Origin of the sequence: Curtobacterium sp. PhB191 (genome assembly GCF_004346515.1) — a bacterium.
In the GTDB taxonomy this organism is placed as follows: Bacteria; Actinomycetota; Actinomycetes; order Actinomycetales; family Microbacteriaceae; genus Curtobacterium.
This window is the reverse complement of sequence record NZ_SMBV01000010.1, coordinates 1-23489: the sequence shown is the minus strand read 5'-3', so window position 1 is coordinate 23489 and position 23489 is coordinate 1. Positions and strand designations below refer to the sequence as shown.

At 70.8% G+C, this 23489-nt stretch carries 23 protein-coding genes; 13 read left to right on the top strand and 10 right to left on the bottom strand.

All coding sequences use genetic code 11. The annotated features are described in order from the left end of the window. Positions 1 to 50 precede the first annotated feature (50 nt). From EDF48_RS15690 to EDF48_RS15680, 3 genes are read right to left on the bottom strand one after another with little or no spacing between them, the layout of a single operon-like run. On the bottom strand, positions 51 to 2285 hold the full coding sequence (locus tag EDF48_RS15690) for a YhgE/Pip domain-containing protein (protein WP_131881167.1): 2235 nt from the start codon (positions 2283 to 2285) through the stop codon (positions 51 to 53). Beyond that, entirely contained in the window at positions 2282 to 3007 is a 726-nt protein-coding gene (locus EDF48_RS15685; protein WP_131881164.1) for a hypothetical protein, read from the bottom strand. The genes EDF48_RS15690 and EDF48_RS15685 overlap by 4 nt, the downstream gene beginning before the upstream one ends. Next, a complete protein-coding gene (locus EDF48_RS15680; RefSeq protein WP_131881162.1) occupies positions 3004 to 3669 on the bottom strand; it encodes a TetR/AcrR family transcriptional regulator in 666 nt (221 codons plus the stop codon). Before EDF48_RS15680 ends, EDF48_RS15685 begins: the two co-directional genes overlap by 4 nt. 161 nt (positions 3670 to 3830) lie before the next feature. Here EDF48_RS15680 and EDF48_RS15675 point away from each other — a divergent pair, with 161 nt between their 5' ends. Then, complete coding sequence (locus EDF48_RS15675) at positions 3831 to 7505, top strand: S8 family serine peptidase (protein WP_165932421.1); 3675 nt, start codon at positions 3831 to 3833, stop codon at positions 7503 to 7505. A 175-nt stretch (positions 7506 to 7680) separates the two neighbouring features. Further along, positions 7681 to 7845 carry a hypothetical protein gene (locus EDF48_RS19185; protein WP_159573348.1) on the top strand — a complete coding sequence of 55 codons (165 nt, stop codon included), beginning with the start codon at positions 7681 to 7683 and terminating at the stop codon, positions 7843 to 7845. A gap of 87 nt (positions 7846 to 7932) precedes the next feature. Here EDF48_RS19185 and EDF48_RS15670 read toward each other — a convergent pair whose 3' ends face one another. The 3 genes from EDF48_RS15670 to EDF48_RS15660 all read right to left on the bottom strand — a co-directional run bounded on the left by EDF48_RS15670 (position 7933) and on the right by EDF48_RS15660 (position 10544). Continuing rightward, positions 7933 to 8106 carry an antitoxin gene (locus EDF48_RS15670; protein WP_123293590.1) on the bottom strand — a complete coding sequence of 58 codons (174 nt, stop codon included), beginning with the start codon at positions 8104 to 8106 and terminating at the stop codon, positions 7933 to 7935. 106 nt (positions 8107 to 8212) lie between these two features. Further along, positions 8213 to 9094 carry a L,D-transpeptidase gene (locus tag EDF48_RS15665; protein WP_131881158.1) on the bottom strand — a complete coding sequence of 294 codons (882 nt, stop codon included), beginning with the start codon at positions 9092 to 9094 and terminating at the stop codon, positions 8213 to 8215. Between the two features lie 76 nt (positions 9095 to 9170). Further along, on the bottom strand, positions 9171 to 10544 hold the full coding sequence (locus EDF48_RS15660; RefSeq protein WP_131881156.1) for a hypothetical protein: 1374 nt from the start codon (positions 10542 to 10544) through the stop codon (positions 9171 to 9173). A gap of 383 nt (positions 10545 to 10927) precedes the next feature. Between EDF48_RS15660 and EDF48_RS15655 the strand changes: the two genes are divergently transcribed. The 5 genes from EDF48_RS15655 (at position 10928) to EDF48_RS15635 (ending at position 15943) form a co-directional block, all read left to right on the top strand. Next, the gene (locus EDF48_RS15655; protein WP_131881154.1) at positions 10928 to 12223 is read left to right on the top strand and encodes an adenylosuccinate synthase; all 1296 of its coding nucleotides are present in this window, start codon (positions 10928 to 10930) and stop codon (positions 12221 to 12223) included. A 2-nt stretch (positions 12224 to 12225) separates the two neighbouring features. After that, positions 12226 to 12786, top strand: a complete 561-nt coding sequence (locus EDF48_RS15650; protein ID WP_131881152.1) for a low molecular weight phosphatase family protein — start codon at positions 12226 to 12228, stop codon at positions 12784 to 12786. A gap of 223 nt (positions 12787 to 13009) precedes the next feature. Next, entirely contained in the window at positions 13010 to 13984 is a 975-nt protein-coding gene (locus EDF48_RS15645) for a type II CAAX endopeptidase family protein (RefSeq protein WP_131881150.1), read from the top strand. Continuing rightward, a complete protein-coding gene (locus tag EDF48_RS15640) occupies positions 13971 to 15278 on the top strand; it encodes a histidine kinase (RefSeq protein WP_131881147.1) in 1308 nt (435 codons plus the stop codon). Before EDF48_RS15645 ends, EDF48_RS15640 begins: the two co-directional genes overlap by 14 nt. Next, the gene (locus EDF48_RS15635; protein ID WP_131881145.1) at positions 15275 to 15943 is read left to right on the top strand and encodes a response regulator transcription factor; all 669 of its coding nucleotides are present in this window, start codon (positions 15275 to 15277) and stop codon (positions 15941 to 15943) included. The genes EDF48_RS15640 and EDF48_RS15635 overlap by 4 nt, the downstream gene beginning before the upstream one ends. A gap of 24 nt (positions 15944 to 15967) precedes the next feature. Here the strand turns inward: EDF48_RS15635 and EDF48_RS15630 are convergent, their stop codons facing one another. After that, positions 15968 to 16420, bottom strand: a complete 453-nt coding sequence (locus EDF48_RS15630) for a hypothetical protein (protein ID WP_131881143.1) — start codon at positions 16418 to 16420, stop codon at positions 15968 to 15970. Positions 16421 to 16571: 151 nt separating this feature from the next. On the opposite strand from EDF48_RS15630, the gene EDF48_RS15625 reads away from it, so the two are divergent. Then, complete coding sequence (locus EDF48_RS15625; RefSeq protein ID WP_131881141.1) at positions 16572 to 17207, top strand: hypothetical protein; 636 nt, start codon at positions 16572 to 16574, stop codon at positions 17205 to 17207. Positions 17208 to 17414: 207 nt separating this feature from the next. Further along, a complete protein-coding gene (locus tag EDF48_RS15620) occupies positions 17415 to 17876 on the top strand; it encodes a GNAT family N-acetyltransferase (protein ID WP_131881139.1) in 462 nt (153 codons plus the stop codon). On the opposite strand, the gene EDF48_RS15615 is transcribed toward EDF48_RS15620, so the two are convergent. Beyond that, the gene (locus tag EDF48_RS15615) at positions 17831 to 18928 is read right to left on the bottom strand and encodes a BLUF domain-containing protein (RefSeq protein WP_131881137.1); all 1098 of its coding nucleotides are present in this window, start codon (positions 18926 to 18928) and stop codon (positions 17831 to 17833) included. The genes EDF48_RS15620 and EDF48_RS15615 overlap by 46 nt on opposite strands. Before the next feature lie 224 nt (positions 18929 to 19152). Here EDF48_RS15615 and EDF48_RS15610 point away from each other — a divergent pair, with 224 nt between their 5' ends. After that, on the top strand, positions 19153 to 19878 hold the full coding sequence (locus EDF48_RS15610) for a hypothetical protein (RefSeq protein WP_131881135.1): 726 nt from the start codon (positions 19153 to 19155) through the stop codon (positions 19876 to 19878). A 29-nt stretch (positions 19879 to 19907) separates the two neighbouring features. On the opposite strand, the gene EDF48_RS15605 is transcribed toward EDF48_RS15610, so the two are convergent. Further along, positions 19908 to 20624, bottom strand: coding sequence for a TetR/AcrR family transcriptional regulator C-terminal domain-containing protein (locus EDF48_RS15605; protein WP_111086143.1), 717 nt, complete (start codon positions 20622 to 20624; stop codon positions 19908 to 19910). A gap of 230 nt (positions 20625 to 20854) precedes the next feature. Between EDF48_RS15605 and EDF48_RS15600 the strand changes: the two genes are divergently transcribed. The 3 genes from EDF48_RS15600 to EDF48_RS15590 all read left to right on the top strand — a co-directional run bounded on the left by EDF48_RS15600 (position 20855) and on the right by EDF48_RS15590 (position 23080). Next, entirely contained in the window at positions 20855 to 21664 is an 810-nt protein-coding gene (locus EDF48_RS15600) for a PRC and DUF2382 domain-containing protein (protein ID WP_131881133.1), read from the top strand. Between the two features lie 105 nt (positions 21665 to 21769). Beyond that, positions 21770 to 22537, top strand: a complete 768-nt coding sequence (locus EDF48_RS15595) for a hypothetical protein (RefSeq protein ID WP_131881131.1) — start codon at positions 21770 to 21772, stop codon at positions 22535 to 22537. Positions 22538 to 22639: 102 nt separating this feature from the next. After that, a complete protein-coding gene (locus EDF48_RS15590) occupies positions 22640 to 23080 on the top strand; it encodes a YsnF/AvaK domain-containing protein (protein ID WP_131881129.1) in 441 nt (146 codons plus the stop codon). Between the two features lie 35 nt (positions 23081 to 23115). On the opposite strand, the gene EDF48_RS15585 is transcribed toward EDF48_RS15590, so the two are convergent. Further along, a partial coding sequence (locus EDF48_RS15585; protein WP_131881127.1) for a MarR family transcriptional regulator occupies positions 23116 to 23489 on the bottom strand: 374 nt, incomplete at its 5' end.

Here is a 23489-nt window from a genome sequence, read left to right as displayed (position 1 = left end):
ATGCGAACGCCCGACCCGCGACGCGACGCTGCCGCGCCCCCGCGCCCCCGCTACCCGATCAGGCTCGGGCGCAGGTCGCGCAGCGTGCGGGAGCGGGTCTGCCGCGCCGTGACCACGAAGGACACGAGCAGCGCCCCGAGCAGCCAGCAGAGCAGCACGCCCGCGTCGGACCACGCGGCGCCGAGGTTCCCGCCGTACATCGTCTGCCGGATCGCGTCGACCGAGTACGTCATCGGCAGCGCGAAGTGCAGCGCTGCCAACGGTCCGGGCAGCGTCTGCCACGGGAACGTGCCGCCGGCGGTGACGAGCTGCACGAGCATGAGCACCAGGCCGAGGAACTGTCCCACCGACCCGAGCAGCACGTTGAGCGCCATGATGACCGCCGCGAAGGTCGCCGAGGCCAGCACCATGATGCCGATCGTGCCGCCGACGTGCACCACGTTCAGGTCGAGGGCGAACCGCACGATGAAGAACAGCGCGACCATCTGCACCAGGCCGAGCAGCGCCGGGGTCAGCCAGCCGCCGAACACGACCGCGAGGGGCTTCCGCACCGCGGTGATCGCCCGCTTCGAGATCGGCTTGAGGATGAGGAACAGCGCGTACATGCCGATCCAGGCTGCGAGCGAGATGAAGAACGGCGCGAGGCCGGCGCCGTAGTTCGACGCCGCGGCGACGTTGTCGTCCCCGACCTTCACCGGGTCGGAGATGACCGAGGCCTGCGACTCGCGCTCCGAGGCGTTCGACGTGGGGATCTTCGTGCGGCCCTCGTCGAGCGACGCGGCGAGCTTCGACGACCCGGTCTTGAGCTCGTCCAAGCCGGAGACGAGCGACGAAGCACCCTTGTCGGCGGACGCTGCGCCCGAGGCGAGTGACGAAGCACCTGACGACAGCGTGGGTGCGGCGGACGCGAGCGCAGACGTGCCGTCTGCGACCTTCGAGGCACCCGTTGCGAGCGTCGACGCGCCGTCCGCCGCCGACGAGATGCCCGAGGTCAACGTGGGCGCCGCCGCGGCCAGCTTCGACGTCCCGGCGGCGAGCGTGTCCGAGCCGTCGGAGAGCTGCTGGATGCCACTCGTCAGCGCCGGAGCCTTCTCGGCGAGCTGCGACGCTCCGGCGGACACCTGCGCGCTGCCGGTCTTGAGCTTCTGCAGGTTGCCGGACAGCGCTCCGGCACCGGTGCTGAGATCGGCACTGCCGGTCTGCAGGTCGTCGAGCCCGGCGAGCAGCTGGGTCTTCTGCTCAGCGGTGAGCACCGTGGACGCCTGGACGACGGGCTTCAGCGACGCGACGAGTTCCGGCGACTGCGCAGAGAGCTGCTGGACGCCCGCGATGAACGGTGCGGCCTTGTCGGCGAGCTCGGCGTTGCCGCTGGCGACCTTCGATGCACCGGACGCGAGCGTCGCCGAGTCCGCAGGCAGGGTCGACGTCTGGTCGCGGAGCTGGTGCAGTCCGGTCTGCAGCTGCTGCGCGCCGTCGTTCAACTGCTGCGTCTGCGACGGCAGCGCCGCCGTCTGCTGCTGCGCACTCGCCAGGCCCGAGGCGAGCGTGGAAGCACCCGACGCCACCTGCTGCGCCCCGCTGTCCAGCTGCTGGGTCTGGGACGGCAACGACGCCGTGCCGGACGCGAGCTCCGCCGCACCGGACGACAGCTTGCCGGTGCCGTCCGCCAGCTTGCGAGCCCCCGAGTCCGCCTTCGCGGTGCCGGAGGCGAGCTCGTCGGCCCCGTCGACGGCGTCGCCGAGGCTGTCGCGGACGTCGGCGAGCCCGACGAGCAGGGTCTTCGCCGCCTGCTTGCCGACGCGCTCGGCGACGGCCGTGCGCATGGTCTTGCCCGCCTGCTCCGCGATGGTCGAGGCCAGGTACGAGTTCGTGTCGGCCGTCGTCATGACGAGCTTCGCCTGCGTCGGGTCGTCGGACTGCGCGGACACCAGGTGCTCGGAGAAGTCGTGCGGGATCGTGACGACGAAGTCGTAGGTGCCGTTCCGCACGCCGGAGCGCGCGTCGGCGGCGCTGGTCTTCGTCCACTTGAAGTCGGCGCCGTCGATCGCCTCCTTCGTGACGTCGGTGCCGTAGTCGACCTGGTCGCCGTCGAGGGTGGCGCCGGCGTCGAGGTTCACGATCGCCGCCGGGATCTGGTCGAGCTTGGCGTACGGGTCGCGGTTCGCCCACAGGTACGCGCCGCCGTACAGCAGCGGCACGATCATCAGGGCGATGAACGCCAGCCGTGCGAGCGGGGTCGCGGTGAGTCGCGCCAGTTCGGCGCGGACGAGCGAGGTGGTGGTCACGGGGTTGCCTCCGTCGGGACGGTTGCGGATTCTGCGGTGACGGAAGGGCCGGACGGGAGGCCCGGCTCGGTTCCGCCGGACAGGGCCGCGTCGTCGGGACCCTCTGTTTCAGTCGTCTCGACGGTGTCGAGCAGCGTCTCGACGGTCGCGGCTGCGGCCTTCGAGGTGACGAGCACGACGGTCACGCCGCGTCGGGCGACGTCGCGGAGGACCGCGAACCACTCCTCGACGGCGCCGCCGTGCCGCTCGGGCGCGGTGACGACGAGGCCGGTGACGCCGTCGCGGAGCAGGGCGAGCTCGACGAGCAGCCGCACGCGCACGGCGGTCGGCACCCGCTGGACCGGGGTGTCCGCGTAGTGCCCCAGGCCGAGTTCCTCGAGCACGGTGTCGACGTGGTCGCGCGAGGGGCGCTGGGCGGCGAACGCGAGCTCCTCGCGCACGATCTGCTTGACGGTCATCACGGGGAAGGGCTCGGCGACGCCCGGGGTGTCGACGAGGGCGAAGGCGCGGCGCACGGCGGCGGCGTCCTCGTGCCCGTCGAGCAGCAGCCGCCCGGTGTCGGGCTGCATCCGGCCGCCGGCGACGAGCGAGGCGAGCACTGGGGCCTGCTCGGTCTCGACGGCAACGACCCCGGGGTGTCCGGGTGCGGCGACGGCGGAGACGACGGGCAGTGCCGCGCCGGGCTCCTCGCCGATGCCGACGTGGTCCAGTTCGAGCGTCATGCGGGGTCCTTCACGGGGGAGACAGCGGAGCCGGTGGCCGGGGCCGCGGGTTCGGACAGCAGTGCGGTGCGCCAGTCGATGCCGGCCATGCCGAGCGCCGACAGCACCACCATGCGCCGTCCGGCCTCGTCCGGGGTGCCCGACCGGGTCGCCTCGTCGAGGACGGCGATGCACGCACCCTCGACCAGACGCCCGAGGGTGGCCGGGTCGACGTCGTCGCGCATGGCGCCCTCGGCGATCCCGAGCGTGCACGCCTGACGGACCTGGGCGCGCAGGGGTGCGAACACCTCGGCGACGGGCTCGGCGAACGGGCTGCGCACGGCGACCCGGGCCATGGACCGGACGTGCGAGACCTCGGTCCAGAGGGTCACGGCGATCGCGGCGAGCCGGGCGGCCGGCGGCAGCTCCTGCAGGTCCGAGGTGGTCGGCATGGCCGCGGCGATGCGAGCGGCGCCGGAGGTCACGACCTCGCGCACGAGGTCGTCACGTGACGGGAAATGTCCGTACACCGCGCGGCGCGAGAGTCCGGCGGCCGCGGCGATCGTCTCGATGGAGGCGTCCGGATCGTGCTGCAGGCAGGTCCGTGCTGCGTCGAGGAGGGCTGCCCGGTTCTCGGTCGCGTCGCGGCGGGGTGCGCGTGCGGGGTGGGAAGCAGTGGTCACGAACCCCATCGTAATAACGTGCACACGTGTGTGCAACTTAACAGGAAGACCGGCCCTCGAACGGGGGTGTCCCCCAAAGTGCGGACTGCCCTTTCTGAATGTAAGCGCATAACTTCACAGCAATCTCATGCGAACCACGGACTGAGCCTGGAGTGCCCTCTTTGAACCGTGCAACACCGAACCACGACCCGAACCCGACCCCGAACTCCCATCGCATCGCACGCGTCCTGACCGCCGGCATCGCCGCCGTGGCCCTGACGTGCGGCGGCCTCGCAGTCGGGGGCGCGGCCTCCGCAGCTCCGGCCGGGGTGTCGGTGGCCGACCTGAAGCTCTCCGCACCACTGCGCGACGCCAAGCCCACCAAGACCGTCGCCGCCTTCGTGCGCACGACCGGCCAGGGTGCCCTCGAGGTGGACGCGAACGCGAAGGGCGGTGACCTGACCAAGTCCAAGACGCAGTCCTCGGCAGCGAAGAGCCGCGTCAAGGCGATCGAGTCGACGACCGCGGCCGTCCGCGCCGCCGTGAAGCGCTCCGACGCCGACTCCACCGAGCTCTACTCGACCGAGTACACCGTCCCCGGTGTCGCGGTCGTCGCCGACGTCTCCGCGCTGCAGGACATCGCGAAGCGTTCCGACGTCGAGAGCATCATCCCGCTCACGCCGAAGAAGATCGTCGAGCCGACGGTCAACGCCGACGCGAGCGCCGCACCGTCCGGTGTGGACCCGAGCCTCGTGAAGCCGGGCGCCGACGGCGTCTCGCCGAAGAACGCCGCGAGCGACGTCTACACGCGCTCGCTCAACGCCTGGCAGCAGACCGGCCACACCGGCAAGGACGTCAACGTCGCCGTCCTCGACACCGGCCTCGACTACACGCAGGCCGACTTCGGCGGCCCCGGCACCACCGCGGCCTACCAGCAGGCCCTGGCGAACGCGAGCTCCGGCGCCCCGGACCCCAGCCTGTACGACGCGTCGAAGTTCCTCGGCGGGTACGACTTCGCCGGCGCGACCTACAACGCCGACCCGACCGACCCGGCCTACGACCCGGTGCCGGCTCCGGACGACAACCCCATCGACGGCAAGGGCGGCGACCACGGCACGCACGTGTCCGGCTCGATCGCGGGCTACGGCCTGACCGCCGACAAGCAGCAGTTCGACGGCGACTACACGAAGCTCACCACGCAGCAGGTGCAGGACATGTGGATCGGCCCGGGCACCGCGCCCGAGGCCGGCCTCTACGCCCTCAAGGTGTTCGGTGACGGCGGCGGTTCGACCGACGTCACGGGCGCCGCGCTCGACTGGGTGGGCCAGGCGCTCACCGAGGGCAAGGACATCAACGTCCTGAACCTGTCGCTCGGCTCCGACTACGGCGCACCGGACGACCCCGACAACGCCAAGATCGACGCGCTGACCGCACGCGGGGTCCTGCCCGTGATCGCCTCGGGCAACGCCGACGACTTCACCGACATCGGTGGCTCGCCGGGCAACGCTGAGGGTGCGCTCACCGTCGCCGCGAGCGCCACCGGTCAGTCGCTCTACGACGGCGTGCAGGCCACGGCCCCCGCGAACGTCGCGAAGACCTACCGGTCGCAGTACTCGCAGAACTTCACGGGCACGCTGCCGGTCGAGGGTGACGTCGTCGTCCCGACCACGAACATCGACGGCTGCGCCGCGTTCAGCGCCGCCGACGCCGCGAAGATCGCGGGCAAGGTCGTCTGGCTGAAGTGGACGGACGGCGCACTCGAGTGCGGCTCCGGCGTGCGCTTCAACAACGTCCAGGCCGCCGGCGGCATCGGCGTCCTGCTCGCGGGCACGATCAACACCTTCGACTCGGGCATCGCCGGAAACGCGACCATCCCCGGAGCCGAGCTGACGCTGGACGCCGCCACGAGCCTCCAGGCAGCTGCCAAGGCGGGGACCCTGCACGTGCGCCTCGCGGACGAGCTCAAGGGCTTCGAACTCGCCACCGACCCGGAGGCCGTGAACACGCTCGCCGGGTTCACCAGCCGGGGCGTCCACGGGTCGTTCAACGACATCGTCAAGCCGGACATCGCCGGCCCCGGGGTCAACGTGATCTCGGCGGCCAACGGCACCGGTGACGGCCGCATGTCGATGAGCGGCACCTCGATGGCCACGCCGGACGTCGCGGGCATCGCGGCGCTGACCTTCCAGGCGCACCCGGAGTGGAGCGCACCGCAGGTCAAGGCGGCGCTCATGAACACGGCGACGCACGACGTCAAGGACGGCTCGCGCTCGGCGACCCTGCTCCGGCAGGGCACCGGCCGCGTCGACGCCCTGCAGGCCGTGACCGCCGGCACCACCGTCCGGAGCGTCGAGAACGACCTGCTCGTCACCGCCTCGTTCGGTGTCGTCGAGGTCTCGAGCGCGACGACCGAGAGCCGCACCCTGCAGATCGCGAACACCGACGGCGTCGCGCACACCTACGACGTGGCCTACCAGCCGCAGGTGTCGCAGCCCGGCGTGACGTTCGCGCTCAACACGAAGCGGGTCACCGTCCCGGCGAACCGCACCGCGACGGTGAAGCTCACCTTCTCGATCGCCGACCCGACGAAGCTCCGCCGCGTCATCGACCCCACCCAGGAGTCGGTGCAGCAGGGCTACCAGCGCGAGTTCGTCAGCGCCGCCTCGGGCATCGTGGCGTTCACGCCGACCGACACGACCGCGGTGCCGCTGCGCGTCGGTGCGTACCTCGCACCGAAGCCCGTCAGCTCCGTGCAGGGTCGCTCCACCGTCGCCTTCACCGGCCCGGGCAAGTCGGCCGACCTGACGCTCAAGGGGCGCACCGTCGACCAGGGCGGCCTGACGACCGGCTACCACGCCGCCGTCGCACCGTTCGTGCTCGGCGGGACCGACCCGGTCGAATCGTTCCCGGCCGGCTCGGCGAAGCGCTCGCTGCAGGCAGCGGACATCCGCTCCTACGGCGCGAGCTACGACAAGGCCTCGGACACGATCGCGTTCGGCATCCAGACGGCCGGTCCCGACGCCAACCCCGGCGCCGTGACCAACGTCGAGGTGCTCATCGACACGAACCGTGACGGCGAGCCCGACTACCTGGTCTACAACGCCAAGTCCGCCGCGGTGGACGCGACGTTCGCGACGACGATCGACCTGGCCAAGGCCGCGTCGGACGACCCGGACGTCGACCCGGTCGTCGACGTCCAGCCGCTGAACGGCGGGGCACCCGGCCAGGACGTCAACACCTTCGACAGCTCGGTGAAGGTGCTCACGACCACGGGTGCGCTGATCGGCGCGAAGGGCAAGTTCACCTACTCGGTCCTCACCGAGTCGGCGTACGCCCCGGGTGCCGCGACCACGGGTTCCTCCGTGGTGGACGAGACGAAGAGCGCCTCGTTCGACCCGTCGAAGCCGGCGCTGTCCTTCGCGCAGGGCCGCAGCACCGGCGTCCTGTTCGCCGACTCCGGCGCCCTCCGGGTCACCCGGGCCTCGGGTGTCACGAAGGCCACCGTGCTGCTCCTGCACCTCGGCAACGCGTCGGGCAAGCAGGCCGGCACGTCGACCATCTCGGTGACCCCGCCCACGCTCGCGCTCGCCGCGGGCAGCAAGGTGACGGTCAGCGGGACGGCGAAGGTCGGCTCGAAGCTGTCGGCGAACCACGGCAAGTGGAGCACGACGAAGGCGACGTACAAGTACCAGTGGCTCCGCGACGGCAAGGTCGTGAAGAAGGCCACCGGTGCGACGTACAAGCTCGGCACGTCCGACGCGGGGCACAAGTTCTCCGTCAAGGTGACCGCGCACGCCTCGGGCTACAAGGACGGCACCGCGACGTCCAAGTCGACCGCGAAGGTGTCGCGCAAGTAGTCGCCGCGAGCGCGTCCGCGCGCCGCACATGGTGAGCAGAAGATGTCGGGTCCCGCGTTCGGACCCGACATCTTCTGCTCACGAAGCAGGGCCGGGGCCGGGGACCGGGACCCCGGGAACGCGGAATCGGGACAGGTAGTTAGACAAACTAGTTATTGGGTGCCAGGGTTGCAGCATGCAGAACACGCTGAGCCAGCTCCGGGCCAACCCGACCGAGTGGCGCCGGCGGGGGCTCACCCCGCCCGACGTCGTCCAGGCGATGATCGAGCAGCGTCTCGCCGAGCCCGGGTACTCGCAGCCCGTCGGCGACCCGTCGTACCAGGACTTCTTCCGCGCCTGATCGCGGAACGCACGTCACATGCGGACGGGAGGCCCGGTGCCAGCTGGCACCGGGCCTCCCGTCCGTCACCAGGGTGCGTACCGGGCGTTACTCGCCGACCTTGTCGTCAGCCGCCTGCTGGGCCTTGTCGATCTGGTCGCCGTGGCCGCCGCCGGTCGCCTTGTCGGCCGCGTCGCCTGCCTTGTCGAGGCCGGCGTCGGACGCCTGCTCGCCCTTGTCGCTGTTCGCGAAGTCCTTGGCCTTGTCACCGAGGTCACTCATGTCGTGCTCCTTCCGATGGTGGATCTGACCGGTCCGACGGTGCTCCGGAGCCACCGAGCGTCCACGCAGCCTGTGTGGTCCGGACGAGAGGTCGCGGTACCGGTGACTACGCGACCATCTGCACGACGGTGCCGAGCGGGAGTGCGTTGATCGCATCGACGGCATCACCGTCGAGGCGGACGCACCCGTGGGACACCGCTCCGCGGGCGACGGATTCGTAGTGCACGCCGATGAGCCCGCCGTCGTCACCGCCGAACGGCTCGTCCGCCGCTGCGGAGTGCAGCGTCGTCAGGTTGATCTGGTGCACCGTCTGGTCCTGGGCGGGATCCAGGTACCTCGCCTGGATGTAGCCGACGACACCGGTCGGGGTCGGAGTGTCCCCGGCACCGACGCCGGCCGGGAACTCGTGCACGACCTTGCCGCTCGCAGCGACGATCAACACGGTCTGGTCACCGACGGAGATGACGACGTGGTCGTCGAGCGCGTCGCCCTGGTGCAGCAGGTCGCGGCGCATCCAGCCGGCGGTCTGCGCTGGAGCGCCGCCCGGTGCAGTTGACGGCAGTGCCTGTCGGCTCGGGGTCATGACGAGGGCCCAGTCGCCCTGGAACCGCAGCGGGACGACGACGGTGGGGTCACCGAGGAAGTTCTCGGCTGCGAGTCTCGCGACCGGCTCGGTGCGGTCGTCGCCGTAGAGCGGCGCGTCGCGCTGGATCGTGTACGCGTGTCCTGCGGCCTTCGGGACGTCAGGGTCGTACGAGGGCAGGAGCCCGCCGATGACCGCGTCGTACCGGGCCTCGGGGAGTGCTGCAACCGTCTTCGTCGACGGTGCGCGGTAGGGCTCGGCGGACGCCGTCGGGGTCGCCGTGGCGGTACCCGTGCTGCTCGCAGCGGTCGGGGCGGGATCAGCGTGGCAGGACGCCAGGCCGAGCGAGAGCAGCACTCCGGCGGCGACGGCGAGGACGAGGCGAGCTGAGCGGGTTGCGTGCATGTGCGGATTCCGGGTCGGGACGGCGAACGGGGACGCGACGATCCGTCGCGCCCCCGCTCGGTGGATGGTTCCGGTGTCAGCCGCTGACGACCGGGAGTGCACCCACGGCCGGGGTGCGGCCGACGGCCGGAGCGGCGCCAGCGCCGGTCTCGGTGCCGGTGCCGGTGCCGGTGCCGGTGCCGGGGGTCGCGCCCTGGTCGCCGCCGTCGACGGGGGTGGTGCCCTCGTCGCCGCCGTCACCCGGGGTCGTGCCCTCGTCGCCACCGTCACCGGGGGCCGCTGCCACGGCGGGCAGCGTGATCGAGAACTCGATGTTGCCCTGGCCCTGGCCGCCACCGACCTGGTTGACACTCAGGTCCTGCTCGACAGCAGCCGAGTCCGAGAAGGTGCCCGTGGTGGACCAGTTGCCGTCGGCGTCCACGATCGTCTGCGGAGCAGCGCGGTTGCCATCGGTGTCCAGCACGTTCACGGTGTCGCCCACGGCGCCGGTCCCGGTGAAAGTCACGGTGCGCGAGTCGACGGTGTCGCCGTCGGTCGGGCTGGTCAGCGAGAAGTTGAAGTCCGCAACCGCGGCTTCGGCGCGAGCCGTGACGGTGACGGAGTCGACCGTCGACAGGTTCGCGCGCTGCTCGTTGATCGTGTAGGTGTGCTCGTCGGTGTCGGTGCCCGGGATCTCGTACGAGATCGTCCAGGTGCCGTCGTCGGAGATCGGGGTGCGGCGGACGGGGTAGCCCACGTCGAAGTTCACCGTGTTGCCGACGGCGCCGGTACCGGAGACCGTCAGCGTGCGGCCGGAGACCGACTGCGACGTGACGGCGAAGGGCAGGACGGCAGCTTCCGCACGAGCGGTCACGGTCAGCGACTCGACCGTCGACAGGTTCGCGCGCTGCTCGTTGATCGTGTAGGTGTGCTCGTCGGTGTCGGTGCCCGGGATCTCGTACGAGATGGTCCAGGTGCCGTCGTCCTTGATGGCGGTGCGCTGCACCGGGAACCCCGCGTCGAAGTTGACGGTGTTGCCGACTGCGCCGGTGCCGGAGACCGTCAGCGTGCGGCCGGAGACCGACTGCGACGTGACGGCGAAGGGCTTGTCCGTGGCCTCGGGGGCGGCGGTGACCGTCACCGAGCCGTCCTGGTTCAGGCCCTTGAGCTGCTCGAACGTGTACGTCTGCGCAGTCGTGTCCGTACCGGGGATCGTGTACGAGATCGTCCAGGTGCCGCTCGCCGGGATCTCCTGGCGGGTGTTGCGGAAGTCCTCGTCGAGCTGGATGTTCTCACCGGGGGTGCCGGTGCCGCTCACGGTCAGCACGCGGCCGGAGACCGACTGGCTGGTGATGGACAGGTCGGCCGGGTCGGCCATCGCGGGGGCGGCGGCGAAGGTGACGCCACCGATCACGATCGCGGCGCACGCGGGGAGCGCGAGCGCCTTCTTGCTCCAGAGAGCCTTGTTCATCGTCGAACTCTTCTTTCCGTGCTGCATGAGGGCACGACTGTTCTGATGCATCCGGGCGCGTTGCAGCGTCCGGTGGTGCTCACGCGAATCTCGCGCTGGCTGAACGGAGTGGGTTGGACTCCGACGTGACGCCGACAGGGAAACCGACGTCGCGGTGCACGATACGTCGTGCTTCCCGAGATGTTCCGGCCTGGAACTATTTGTCCCCCCCTTGTGGGGACGTTCGGCATGCACCGACGCGTAATGAGGACAATTCACCGACGCGGCGACGGTGCGGGCGACCGTGTCCGATGGGTGGCGCGCGAGTGACCAGCCGATAGACTCGGGTGGACCACCGGCCCGCCTGGTCGCGTGAGGTCCTCCGCCAACGTGAGGAGAACCAGATGCCCGCAGCAGTCATCATCGGAGCCCAGTGGGGCGACGAGGGCAAGGGGAAGGCCACCGACCTCCTCGGCTCCCGCATCGACTACGTCGTGAAGTTCAACGGCGGCAACAACGCCGGCCACACCGTCGTCGTCGGCGGCGAGAAGTACGCGCTGCACCTGCTGCCCTCCGGCATCCTCACGCCCGGCGTCACGCCGATCATCGGCAACGGCGTGGTCGTCGACCTCGAGGTGCTGTTCCAGGAACTCGACGCGCTGAAGGCCCGCGGCGTCGACACCTCGAAGCTGCTCGTGTCGGCGAACGCCCACCTCATCACGCACTACCACCGCACCATCGACAAGGTGACGGAGCGGTTCCTCGGCAAGCGCCAGATCGGCACCACCGGTCGCGGCATCGGCCCGTCCTACGCCGACAAGATCAACCGCGTCGGCATCCGCATCCAGGACATCTTCGACGAGAACATCCTGCGGCAGAAGGTGGAAGCGGCCCTCGACCAGAAGAACCACCTGCTCGTCAAGGTCTTCAACCGCCGTGCGATCGACGCCGAAGAAGTGGTCGAGTCGCTGCTGTCCTACGCCGAGCGCCTGCGCCCGATGGTCGCGGACACCGCCCTCGAGATCCACCGGGCACTGGAGCGTGGCGACACCGTCCTGTTCGAGGCCGGTCAGGCGACCATGCTCGACGTCGACCACGGCACCTACCCGTTCGTGACGTCGTCGTCGGCGACCGCCGGTGGCGCAGCGACCGGTTCCGGCATCGGCCCGGGCAAGCTCGAGCGCATCATCGGCATCGTCAAGGCGTACACGACCCGCGTCGGTGCCGGTCCGTTCCCGACCGAGCTGTTCGACGAGTCCGGCGAGTTCCTGCGCGCCAACGGCTTCGAGTTCGGCACCACCACGGGCCGTCCGCGCCGCTGTGGTTGGTACGACGCCCCGATCGCCCGGTACACCGCGCGCATCAACGGCGTGACCGACTTCGTGCTGACCAAGCTCGACGTGCTGACCGGGCTGTCGACGATCCCCGTCTGCGTCGCGTACGAGGTCGACGGCGTCCGCGTGGACGAAGTGCCCGTGAACCAGTCCGACTTCCACCACGCGAAGCCCGTCTACGAAGAGTTCCCCGGCTGGACCGAGGACATCACCGGTGCCCGCTCGTTCGACGACCTGCCGAAGAACGCCCAGGACTACGTGCTGGCGATCGAAGCGATGTCCGGCGCGCGGATCTCCGCGATCGGTGTCGGTCCGGGCCGCGACGCCATCGTCGTCCGGCACGACCTGCTCGGCGCCGGCGCCTGACGATGCGGGTCCTGTTCGTCTGCAGCGGCAACATCTGTCGTTCACCGCTCGGCGCGCAGGTCCTGACGGCGCGACTCGGCCCGGACGCTGCGGCGTTCGTGGTCGAGTCCGCCGGCACCATCGCCGACGACGGTGCTGCGATGGACGGCGCTGCCGCGGCACAGTCCGTCCGGCTCGGCGGTGACCCGTCCGGCCACGGCTCGCGCTACTTGACGGCCGCGATCGTCGAGGAGGCCGACCTGGTGCTGACGGCCGAACGGTCGCACCGCGCGGCCGTGGTGTCGCTCGTACCCCGGGCGACGAAGCGGGCGTTCACCATCAAGCAGTTCGCGCGGGTGCTCGCGGGGCTCGAGCCTGGTGACCTGGCCGACGTGCACTCGCCCGAGGCCTTGGTCGAACGGGTCGCACGCCTGCGCGGCACCGTCCCGCCGCCGGTCGACCCCGCGGACGACGACGTCGACGACCCCTACCGCCGGTCCGAGGCGACCCACGCTCGGGTCGCGGACGAGATCGACGCCGCGCTCGCGCTGATCGCCGACGCCCTCCGGGCCGCGCTGCGCTGACGCCGCGCTGCGCCTGACACCGCGCTGCGGCAGCCGCCGCGCTGCGCCTGGTGCGAGGTTGACCACTCGGTGCAGGGCTCTGTCCGCGCACGGAGTGATCAACCTCGCACCAGGCGGCAGCCGCCGCCGCACCGCGCCACCACCTGCATCCTTCGATGCAAGTCCGGCAGGTGCATCCCGAAGCCGGTCGTCCCGCGACGCCGCAGTTCCTAGCGTCGTGTGCATGACGAACACCACCGAAGTCCGGCCCACCGCCGGCACCACTCCGCAGGGGCGTGGGGGAGTCAGCGGCGTCATCGCCCGGCACCCGCTCGCGTCCTTCTTCACCCTCGCGCTCGGCCTCAGCTGGCTGGCGTGGATCCCGTACATCCTGTCGCCGCACGGCCTGGGCGTGTGGGACCTGCACTTCCCCGAGGTCCTCGGCACCGCCCAGTTCACCGGCGTGCTGCCCGGGGCGCTGCTCGGCCCGTTGGGCGGCGCGTTCATCGTCACCGCGGTCGCCGACGGCCGTCCGGGGCTGCGTCGCTGGGTCGGTCGGTTGTTCCGTTGGCGGGTCGCCTGGTACTGGTACGCCCTGGCGCTCGTCGTCGTGCCGGCCGTGATCGTCGCGTCCGCGCTGCCCTTCGCCGGCGGTGACGTCCGTGCCCCCTCGGCCCTGGCCGTCGCCATGCTCGTGCCCGGCCTGGTCATCCAACTGTTCTCCACCGGTCTGAGCGAGGAGCCCGGCTGGCGCGACTTCGCCCTGCCCCGGCTGCAGCACCGCTTCGGAGGGCTCGGAGCCGCTGCGGTCCTCGGTCCGATCTGGGCGCTCTGGCACATGCCGCTCTACCTGAGCGACTGGGGCGGGTGGCCGAACGCACACTGGAGCGAGCCCGTGGTCTTCGCCCTGTTCACGATCACGTTCAACGTCGTGATGATCCAGGTGTTCAACAAGACCGGCGAGAGTCTGCCCCTGGCCCTGCTGCTGCACGTCGGCGTGAACAACACGATCTCGACGCTGTTCCCGGAGATGTACCCGAGCATGACCGCCGGCACGCTGATGATCGGCCTGACCATCACCTCGACCGTCGCTGCCGCGGTGCTCCTCGTCGTGACCCGCGGCCGCCTGGGCTACGACCCGGCTCGCCGCGCGCTGCCGATCGACGCCCCGGTCCCCGCCCGCACCCGCCTCGTAGGATCACACGATGGCCTCCGCTGACCCGCGCACGCGCACGTCGCGCGACGGCGACCCGCGCACCCGCGACCGCCGCGTCGACGTGCTCGTCGCGCTCGGCACGGCCGTCGTGGCCCTCGGCCTGCTGATCGGCCTGCCGCCGCTCGACGCCCTCGAGCCGGACGGCACCGCCCTGGCCCTGCGGGTGCCGGCTCCGTTCACCGCCGCGTGGACCGTCCTGGCGATCGGCCTGCTGGTCCAGTCCGCCGCCCTGCTCGCCGCCCGTCGGGCACCACGGACCGTGCTCGTCGCGGTGTCCGCGCTGCCGGTGCTGGTCGCCGCGCTCGCTCCGCAGTCGCTCGACCTGTTCGGCCTCACCGCCCTGCCGGTGGTCGTCGCCGTGGTCCTCGCCGCCCTCCGTGTCCCGCTCGCACGCCTGTGGCCGACCCTGCTGGTCGCCGGCGCGCTGGTGGCAGTGGGCAGCGCGGTCCTGTCCGGCGCACTCGGCCAGGGCGTCCTGCAGGCCGTCGGCGCCGTCGGGCTCCCGCTCCTCGTCACCCTGCTGGTGCGGTCCCGCCGCGAGGTCCGCGCCGCCCGCACCGCCGAGGCGAGCGCGGTCTTCCGCGAACAGGACGCCCTGGTCGACGCCGCGGTGTCCCGCGAGCGGGCCGCCATGGCCCGCGAACTCCACGACATCGCCGCCCACCACCTGTCCGGCATCGCCCTGATGGCCGCCGTGATCGACCGGCAGATCGACAGCGACCCGGAGCGCGCGCACGAGGGTGCTCGTCAGGTGCGGGAGCAGAGCACCGCCGTCCTCGACGACCTGCGCCGCCTGGTCGGGCTCCTGCGCGAGGACGTCCCCGCCGAACGCGCGGTCGAGACGGTCGCCGGCATCGTCGACCTGGTCGAGCGTGCCCGGTTCCGCAGCGACGTCCGCCTCGACGTGCTCGCTGGTGACCACCAGCGCGGAGCGCAGGCACTGGCCGACGGCGTCGGCCCGCTCGCGCAGCTCGCCGCCTACCGGACGGTGCAGGAGGCGCTGGCCAACGCCGCCCTGCACGCCCCGTCCGCACCGTGCACGGTCACCGTCGACGACCGCGACCCGACCCGGGTGGTGATCCGGGTGGAGAACGCACCGGCCGCCGCTCCGGCAGCGCCGACCTCACCGTCGGGCGGCAACGGCCTGCGGGGGATGCGCGAGCGGGCGGACCTGGTGGGGGCGAGCCTCCAGACCGGTCCCACCGCCACCGGCGGATGGATGGTGGAGCTGGCGCTCGGACGGGAGGCACCTGCCGCAGTCGCGCAGGCCGCCGACGGTGACGAGGTGGTCGCGTGATCCGCGTGCTGGTGGCGGACGACCAGCCGCTGGTCCGGGCCGGGGTGTCCGCGCTCCTCGGCGCGGAGGCCGACATCGAGGTGGTCGGCGTGGCCGCCGACGGCGGCGAGGCGCTCGCGCTGGCGCGCTCGTTGCGGCCCGACGTCGCCTGCCTGGACATCCGGATGCCGGTGCTGAACGGCATCGAGCTCGCGCGGCTGTTCTGCGCTCCCGACGCCGACCCGGCGATCCCGGTGCTGATGCTCACGACGTTCGACCTGGACGACTACGTGTTCGGTGCGCTCGAGGCCGGTGCCTCCGGGTTCCTGCTGAAGGACGCCGAGCCGGACACCATCGTCGACGCCGTGCGGCAGGTCGCCGCGGGGAACGGGACGCTCGACCAGGCCCTGACGCGGCGGGTGCTGCGCGAGTTCGTGTCGCGACGGAGCCTGCAGCCGGTGTCGGGGGACCGGGCCGACGGGGTGCTCACCGCCCGCGAACGCGAGGTCCTGCTGCTGCTCGCGCAGGGGATGTCGAACGAGGAGATCGCGGTCGCACTCGTGCTCGAGGTCTCGACCGTGAAGTCGCACCTGGCGCGGATGCTCCCGAAGCTCGGGGTGCGGTCACGGTTGCAGGCCGTGGTGTGGGCGTACCAGAACCGGATCGTGGCGGTCCCCGAGCCGTAGGGCACGTGTGGTGCGTGCCGGCCGTCAGCCGGTGGTGAGCGGCTCGGCGGCGCCGGGGACGACGAGGCGCCAGACGCTGTCGTCGTCCTCGGGGTCGGCCTTCGTCAGGTAGAGGCGGAAGCGGCCCTCGTCCTCGAGGACGTCGCCGTCGAAGTACTCGACGGGTTCGCCACTCGTCTCGCATTGGTCCGAGGTGCTGATGACCTGGATGGTGTGGCCGGGGTCGTCGCCCTTCGACACGTCGGTGACCGACGCGTCGTAGACGTCGTAGACGCCCTGGAACTCGACGGTGCGGCCGGTCTTGTCGACCTCCGCATCGACGACGAGGTCAGCAGCTGCACGGCGTTCGGCCGGAGTGTCGAGTGCGATGCGCGAGGCACACGCCACGCTCTTCTCCTCGGTGTCCCGGCGGGGCTGGACCCGGCCCTCCGCATCGCACCCCGCGAGCCCGCCGGTGACCACCAGGGCCAGCACCACGACCGGTACGATCCTTCCCCACTGCACGGGATGAGTATCGCTCGCAGGTCGATCGGTGGGAAGTGTCGTGGCCGGATCGTGCTGGTCCGTTTTGCGCGCGATCCCCGTTCGGGGGCTTGGGTGGGACCGGTGTGCCTGGTGGGGTGTATGCATGCACATCGAATCATCGCGCCGGACCTCGGACGATGCTGCCCTCCGATCGGCCGTCGTGGACGGGATGATCACGGCACTGCGGACACGTCCGCTCCACGAGGTGACCCCGGCCGTCGTCGCGGACCACGCCGGCCAGGACGTCGACGTGGTCGAGCGGACGTTCCCCAGCTGGGACGGTCTGCTCCTGGCCACCATCGACCACTGGAACGAGCAGCGCACCGCACCGCTCATGCCACTCGCCGAACGGTTCGGGACGGTGCCGTTCCTGCGTGCGATCGTGACCGCGAACATCGCCGACCCGTCCCTGATGCGCTTCCTCACCGCCACCCTGAACATCGCGGCGTCACCGGAGCACCCGCTCGCGCCGATGTTGCACGCGCGGTGGCGCCGCTTCCACGCCTTCGTGCAGGACTCCCTGCAGCGCGACAGCCTGCTCGGTCGCGAGCCGAGCACCATGGAGCCGTCGCGCGGCGCCGAGCAGCTGCTCGCGACCTACGAGGGACTGCAGCTGCAGTCCATGGTGCGCCCCGAGATGGACCTGCTCGAAGCGTTCGACCGGGCAGTCACCCGGTTGCGCGAGGGATGGTCCCGCGAGTACGTCGCCCCCGTGTGGGACCTCGACCTGGTGAGCTGACCCGGACCTACCACGCGCCACGGACCACGGACGCTAGGGCGTCCGAGGGCAGACGCCAGCCGTCTGCACGCGCCGCCGCTCGATTCGGGTTCGAGCGGAAGTGCGCACACCGTGCCGCCGCTCGATTCGGGTTCGAGCGGCGGCACGCACACCGATCACCCACGGGGCACCCGCGACGACGCGGCGCCGGGCGAGGAACACACCACGATGCAGCACCTGACGTTCTCGGTCGCGGCCGAGCCCTTCGACCACGAGGACGCCGTCCGGCTGCGCGCCGCGGCGCGCATCGAGGTCGACCGGATCTACGGCCGCCCGGCCGACCGTGGCCGTCCGCTGACCGAGGCGACCGCCGCCGTGCACGTCATCGCCCGCGACCCCTCCGGTCTGGCACTCGGTAGCGCGTCGCTCAGTGCCGCGGGAGACGGGGTCTTCGAGATCCGGCGGCTGTTCGTCCGACCGGACTCCCGCGGGCAGGGCGTCGGCGACCTGCTGGTGCTCGAACTGCTCGCGCAGGCCGAAGAGCTGCAGGCGCCGGCGGTCGTCGCCGAGTTCGGCGTGCTGCAGCCGCACGCCGCCGCGCTGTTCAGCCGGAACGGGTTCGTGCGGATCCAGCCGTTCGGGCCCTACCGCGACGACCCTGAGTCGGTCTGCTTCTCGCGGGCGTTGTGATCGCCCGTGCCCTCGACCGGGATCTCGAAGAGGTCCGTGTGCCGGTAGTCCTCGGCCCACCCCCGCCGCAGCCGTGACGCCGCACGGTCGAAGGAAGCGATGATGTCGAACCCCTCGATGAGGAGCGACTGGATCCGCAGACCGTCGTAGAGCGCGAGGAGCTGCTCGGTGGCACGCGCGGGATCCATGGTGGCCGGTTCGTGACCGACCCGGATGTCCCGCTCGAGTGCTTCCCGGACGGTCCGACGGAACCGGAGGTACAGGGTGCGGTAGTACTCCGCGCCCTCGTGCCCGGGGTCGGTGCTCGAGGCGAGCGTCGAGGCGAGCAGTCGCATCAGCGCCGGTTCCTCCGAGTACGCCACGACCAGCGCGTGCAGGTAGGCGACCGCGCCGTGCGTGTCCGCGATCGGCCGCAGGGGCCGTGACACGGAGCTCGACCACCGGTCGACCGTTGCCGTCAGCAGGCTCTCGCGGGTGGGGAAGTGGGTGCGCAGCTCGTCGACGGTCATCTCGGCCCGGGCGGCGACGGTGTCGACGTCGACCTGCTCGACCCCGGTGTCGTGCAGCGCCGTGATCGTCGCGTTGACGATCCGGGTGCGCAGCTCGATGCCGTCGTCGCCGAGCTGGTTCGTCAGCGGCGCCAGGGGATGCTTCCGGAACCACTCCAGCAGGGCCGTCGCGCGGGACGTCCCGGTGGCGGGGTCGGGCGCATGCCCGTCGGCGAAGAGGTCGAGGAACCCCGGGATCTCCTTGATCAACGGGTCCGCCGGTTGGAACGCCATCGACCACTCCGGGAAGGACCGCGTCGTGACGGTGTCCGCGGCGACCTGGCGCACGTTGGTGTGACGGGGGTCCTGACGGATGCCCTCGAACCGTTCCCGCACGACCTCGTCGTCGCCCTCGATGATGCCGATGCAGTTGCTCCCCTGGTGGGCGAGTATCCCCGTGATGCCCAGCTGCAGGTTCTTCTCGCGACCGACCACCAGGATCTCGGCGAGTTCCTCGTCCGTGACCGGTCGGCTCATCGTGCTCACGTACACCAACGACAGCATGTGGCCCCTGTTCCTCGAAGCGAGCTTGTGTTCCACACAGTGGCGCACACCTGCCCCGATGGCAAGGCGTGCCGATCGCGTCGTGCTCCGCCTGTCGTCTGTGGCCCGTGGCCGGCGCGCAAGGTGGATGGCGCGGTGTCCTGGCGGTGGGCCGCTGCCTACGCTGGAGGAACCGGACACCGACCGGGTCCCGGTCGGTGAAGGTGCTCGGAAGAGGTGGGGCAGTGTCACGGACGAAGTCGTTGCGCCGCGCTGCGTTCAGGTTCCCGTCGCGCAGTGCGCGCGTCGTCGAGTTCGTGTTCCGTCGCCTCGACGCGACCGGGGACTTCTACCCGGACGACGCGATGGAGGGCACGGTGCCCGGCCCGGACCCGGATCGCGTGGTGTTCGTGGGTGAGCGGGGCGAACTGTCGCTCGGCGTCCGCACCCACGAGCTCTCGCTCCCCGCGTTCTTCGCTCGGCACCGGGCAGCACGGACCGCGCGCGGCGTCTCCTGGAAGATGCTCCCCGCACCTTCGGCGAGTGTCCGGGAACTCCCATCCGTCATCGCCGCCCACCGCGAGGACCTGGGGCGGTGCGACCTCGTCGTCGTGTTGGTCGGCATCACGGATGCGCTCCGGGTCCTGCCGACGAGGGTGTGGGAACAACGCGTCCGCGACACGATCGCTGCCCTGCGCGAAGTGGTGCCCGTGGATGCCGAGGTCGTCATCGGTGAGATCCCACCCCTCGACAACGCCGGGAGTCTGTCCCGGCCGGCTCGGCTCGCAGCCGGGGTGCACGGTCGTCGCCTCAACGCGCGGACTCGACTCGTCGTCGAAGCCTGTCCACGGGTGCGCGCAGTCGGGTTCCCGGACGAGCTGACGCGGTCGGTGTGGCGGCCCGAGTCGGACGAGCACCGGTACCGCGACACGTACAAGGTGTGGGGTGGGCACCTCGACGCCCACGTCTGACGGCCGCGTCGCCGGACCGCGATCGCGGGTCATTGCGACAGTTCGCGGTCCAGTCGGTCGAGGAGTGCCTCGAGGGAGACCTCGAACTCCTCGTCGCTGCGGTCCTCGCTCAACAACGTGCGGAGTCGGCGGACCTCCGGTGCGACGTCGAGGGACGTGTTGCCGTCGCCCTCGGGGATGGCGGCGCCTCCTTCGTCGAGCGGTTCCTCGGCTGGGCCTGCTTCGGCACCGCTGACCACTGACTGCAGGAGGAGCTGGCCGAGCAGGAAGCTGCTGAACGCTCGGTACGCGTTGACCGCCTGGGCGTCCGTGAAGCCGTTCCCCGTCAGCGCGGTCAGGAACGTGTTGACGACCTCGACGCTCCGCAGCGGCGGGCGGAGCCAAGGGGCTGCAGGGTGGCGGGTCGCCACCAGCGGGAACGCCTTCGGGTGGTCCGTGGCGATCTGCCGGACGGCATGGGCGACCGTTTGCAGGAACCCTTGCCAGTGTGCTTCCTCGGCCTCGGTGAGCTGCGAGGTGAGATCCCGCATCAGTGAGGCGACGACGCCTTCGAGCAGGTCTTCCTTCCCGTGCACGTAGCGGTACAGGGACATCGCCTCCACGCTGAGCTCCTGCGCGAGTGACCGCATGGACAGTCCCTGGGGACCTGACCGATCGATCTGGTGCAACGCGGTCTCGACGATGAGGTCACGGCTGAGCCTCGGTGCGTTCGTCTCGGAACGGTTCGCCCTCGATCGTGCTGCCACGGCTGATCTCCCTGCCGATCCGCGGTTCGTGGCTGACAACGGGCGCTGCGCCGAGTTCGCGGCCGACAAACCCACGCTATCGCGACTTACGATGTAAGCTCCCGCTGGGCTTACGCCGTAAGTCCACGAGGTGGTGGTCTCCGCCGATCGAGCGGGCCGTGCGCCGCCGTCACCTCGGATCCACTCCGCATCGAACCCCAGGCGACCTGCCGGGGAAGAGGAGCACCACCATGATCGACAGCAGCAGCATCAACGACCTCACGGGCGCCGACGTCTACGGGAGCGACGACGCCAAGATCGGCACGGTCGGCCAGGTCTACGTCGACAACGACACCCAGGCTCCGACCTGGGTGACGGTGCGGACCGGACTCTTCGGCACCTCGGAGTCGTTCGCACCCTTGAACGACGCGACGTTCGAAGCCGGCGCCGTCCACGTCGCCTACGAGAAGTCCTTCGTGAAGGACGCCCCGCGGGTCGACGCCGACGGGGCGCTCAGCGCGGACGAGGAGCAGTCGCTCTACTCCTTCTACGGCAACCCGTCGAGCGCGTCGGCGGATGCGGGTCTGTACGACCAGGGCGCCGACCGGAGCACGGACTCCGCCGACGTCCAGGGACACGACACGTCCGGTCCGACGACGGACGACGCCATGACCCGCTCCGAGGAGCGGCTGCACGTGGGTACCGAGCGGATCGAGTCCGGCCGTGCCCGTCTGCGCAAGCACATCGTCACCGAGCAGGTCACCAAGACCGTGCCCGTCAGCCACGAGGAGGTCACCCTCAGCCGTGAGCCGATCACCGACGCGACCGCCGACGATGCCTTGTCGGGGCCCGCCCTGAGTGAAGAAGAACACGAGGTCGTGCTCACCGAGGAGCGCGTCGTCACCGCCAAGGAGACGGTCCCGGTCGAGCGCGTCCGGCTCGGCACCGAGACCATCGCCGGCGAGCAGGAGGTCACCGAGGACGTCGCGCACGAGGAGATCGTCCTCGACGACACCGCCGTGACCGACGAGACCATCGCGGACCGCGACGCCCGTTCCTGATCGTGCTGGGCGACGGTCGCTCAGCGACAGCCGGACGTCCGTCGCCACCACAGGACGCCTCCTCTGCGCCCTGTCCACCCGACCCTCACCCGAAAGGCTCACCCCATGGACTTCCCCGCCGCTCTGCAGAACGGACTGGCCGCGGTCATCGCGTTCGTCCCGCTCGCGTTGCTCTTCCTGCTCATCCTCGTCGTCGGCCTGATCGTCGCGAAGCTCATCGAGAAGGGGCTCTCGCGTCTCCTCACCAAGGTCGGCTTCGACCGTGCCGTCGAACGCGGGGGCATCAAGAAGGCCCTCGCGAACTCGAAACTCGACGCCTCCGACATCGTGTCGAAGATTATCTACTACACGCTGGTGCTGTTCGTGCTCCAGTTTGCGTTCGGCGTCTTCGGGTCCAACCCGGTGAGTGATCTCCTCGCCGGCATCATCGGGTTCCTGCCGAAGATCATCGTCGCGATCATCATCATCGTGGTCGCCGCGGCGATCGCGGCCGGAGCGAAGGGCCTGATCCAGAACACGCTCGGTGGTCTCTCCTACGGCAAGCTGCTGGGCAACATCGTCGCGGTCTTCATCGTCTTCATCGGAGCGACCGCGGCGTTGAACCAGATCGACGTGGCCACCTCGGTCACCACCCCGCTCCTGATCGCGGTCCTGGCGATCATCGCCGGCGTCGTCATCGTCGGAGCCGGCGGCGGACTCATCAAGCCGATGCAGCACCGCTGGGAGGCGATCCTCGAGAAGGCCGAGGCCGAAGCCCCGAAGATCCAGCAGCACGCCCAGCGTGCGCCGTCCGTCGTCGAGCAGGCAGAAGAGGCTGCCGGGAAGGCCAAGCGAGCTGCCTCGACGACGACCAGTTCCCATCGCTCGAACTGAGCGCGCCCTGTGTGTCGGCCCCGCTCACCATGGGCGGGGCCGAGGGCCATCCCCGCGCTCCCGTGTTCGCTCGGGACCGTGCCCCCAGCATCGGAGAAGACCATGACCTCCCGCCACGCACCGCGCGACGCTCCGGGTGGTGACGACCGGACGGACCAGTTCGACGTGGTCCGACGCGAAGAGCGACTCGTCATCGGCACCGAACGCCACGCCATCGAACGGGTCCGGCTCGAGCGGGTCATCGTCACCGAGCAGCGGACGATCACAGTGGACGTCAGTCACGAGGAGATCCGACTCGTCCGTGAGCCGATCGGCGGCGCGGTACCGGTGTCGGCCGGCACCACGGACACCGTCCCCGAACCGATCGTCGTGGTCCTCCGCGAGGAACAGATCACGGTCTCGACAGCAGTCGTCCCCGTCGAACGCGTCACCCTGACGACCCACACCGTCACGGAGGAGCACCGCGTCGAGGCGGGGCCCCGGCGGGAGGAGATCGACATCGTCACGTCGCACCGTCGGGCCGGAGGAGCTCCACTCCCGTGAGTCGCGTGGGGGACGCGTGAGGGAGTCGGTCGTCCTCAGTCGACGCTGGCTTCGCGGAAGGCGTGCGACACGCGTTCGGTGAAGTGGATGAACACATCCGTGCTCTCCGGCGGCAAGGACTGCCGGAGTGCCCGGCGGTAGGCGGCCCGGAGCGTCCCGACCACCGCGAACCCGTCGGCGCTCAGCTCGATCCGCACGCTCCGGCGGTCGTCCGGGTTGCGGACACGATCGAGCAGGCCTCGCTTGGTCAGACGGTCGAGCAGAGCCGTGACGGCTCCCGTCCCCATCTCCAGGTACCCGCCGAGTTCCTTCGGTGTGGGCAGCTTCGCTCCGTGTCGTCGGAATCGCTTCCTTCGGTGTCGGGACGTCGCGGGTGCGCGAGACGGCCCGCGTGACTTGGGGTTCGGGT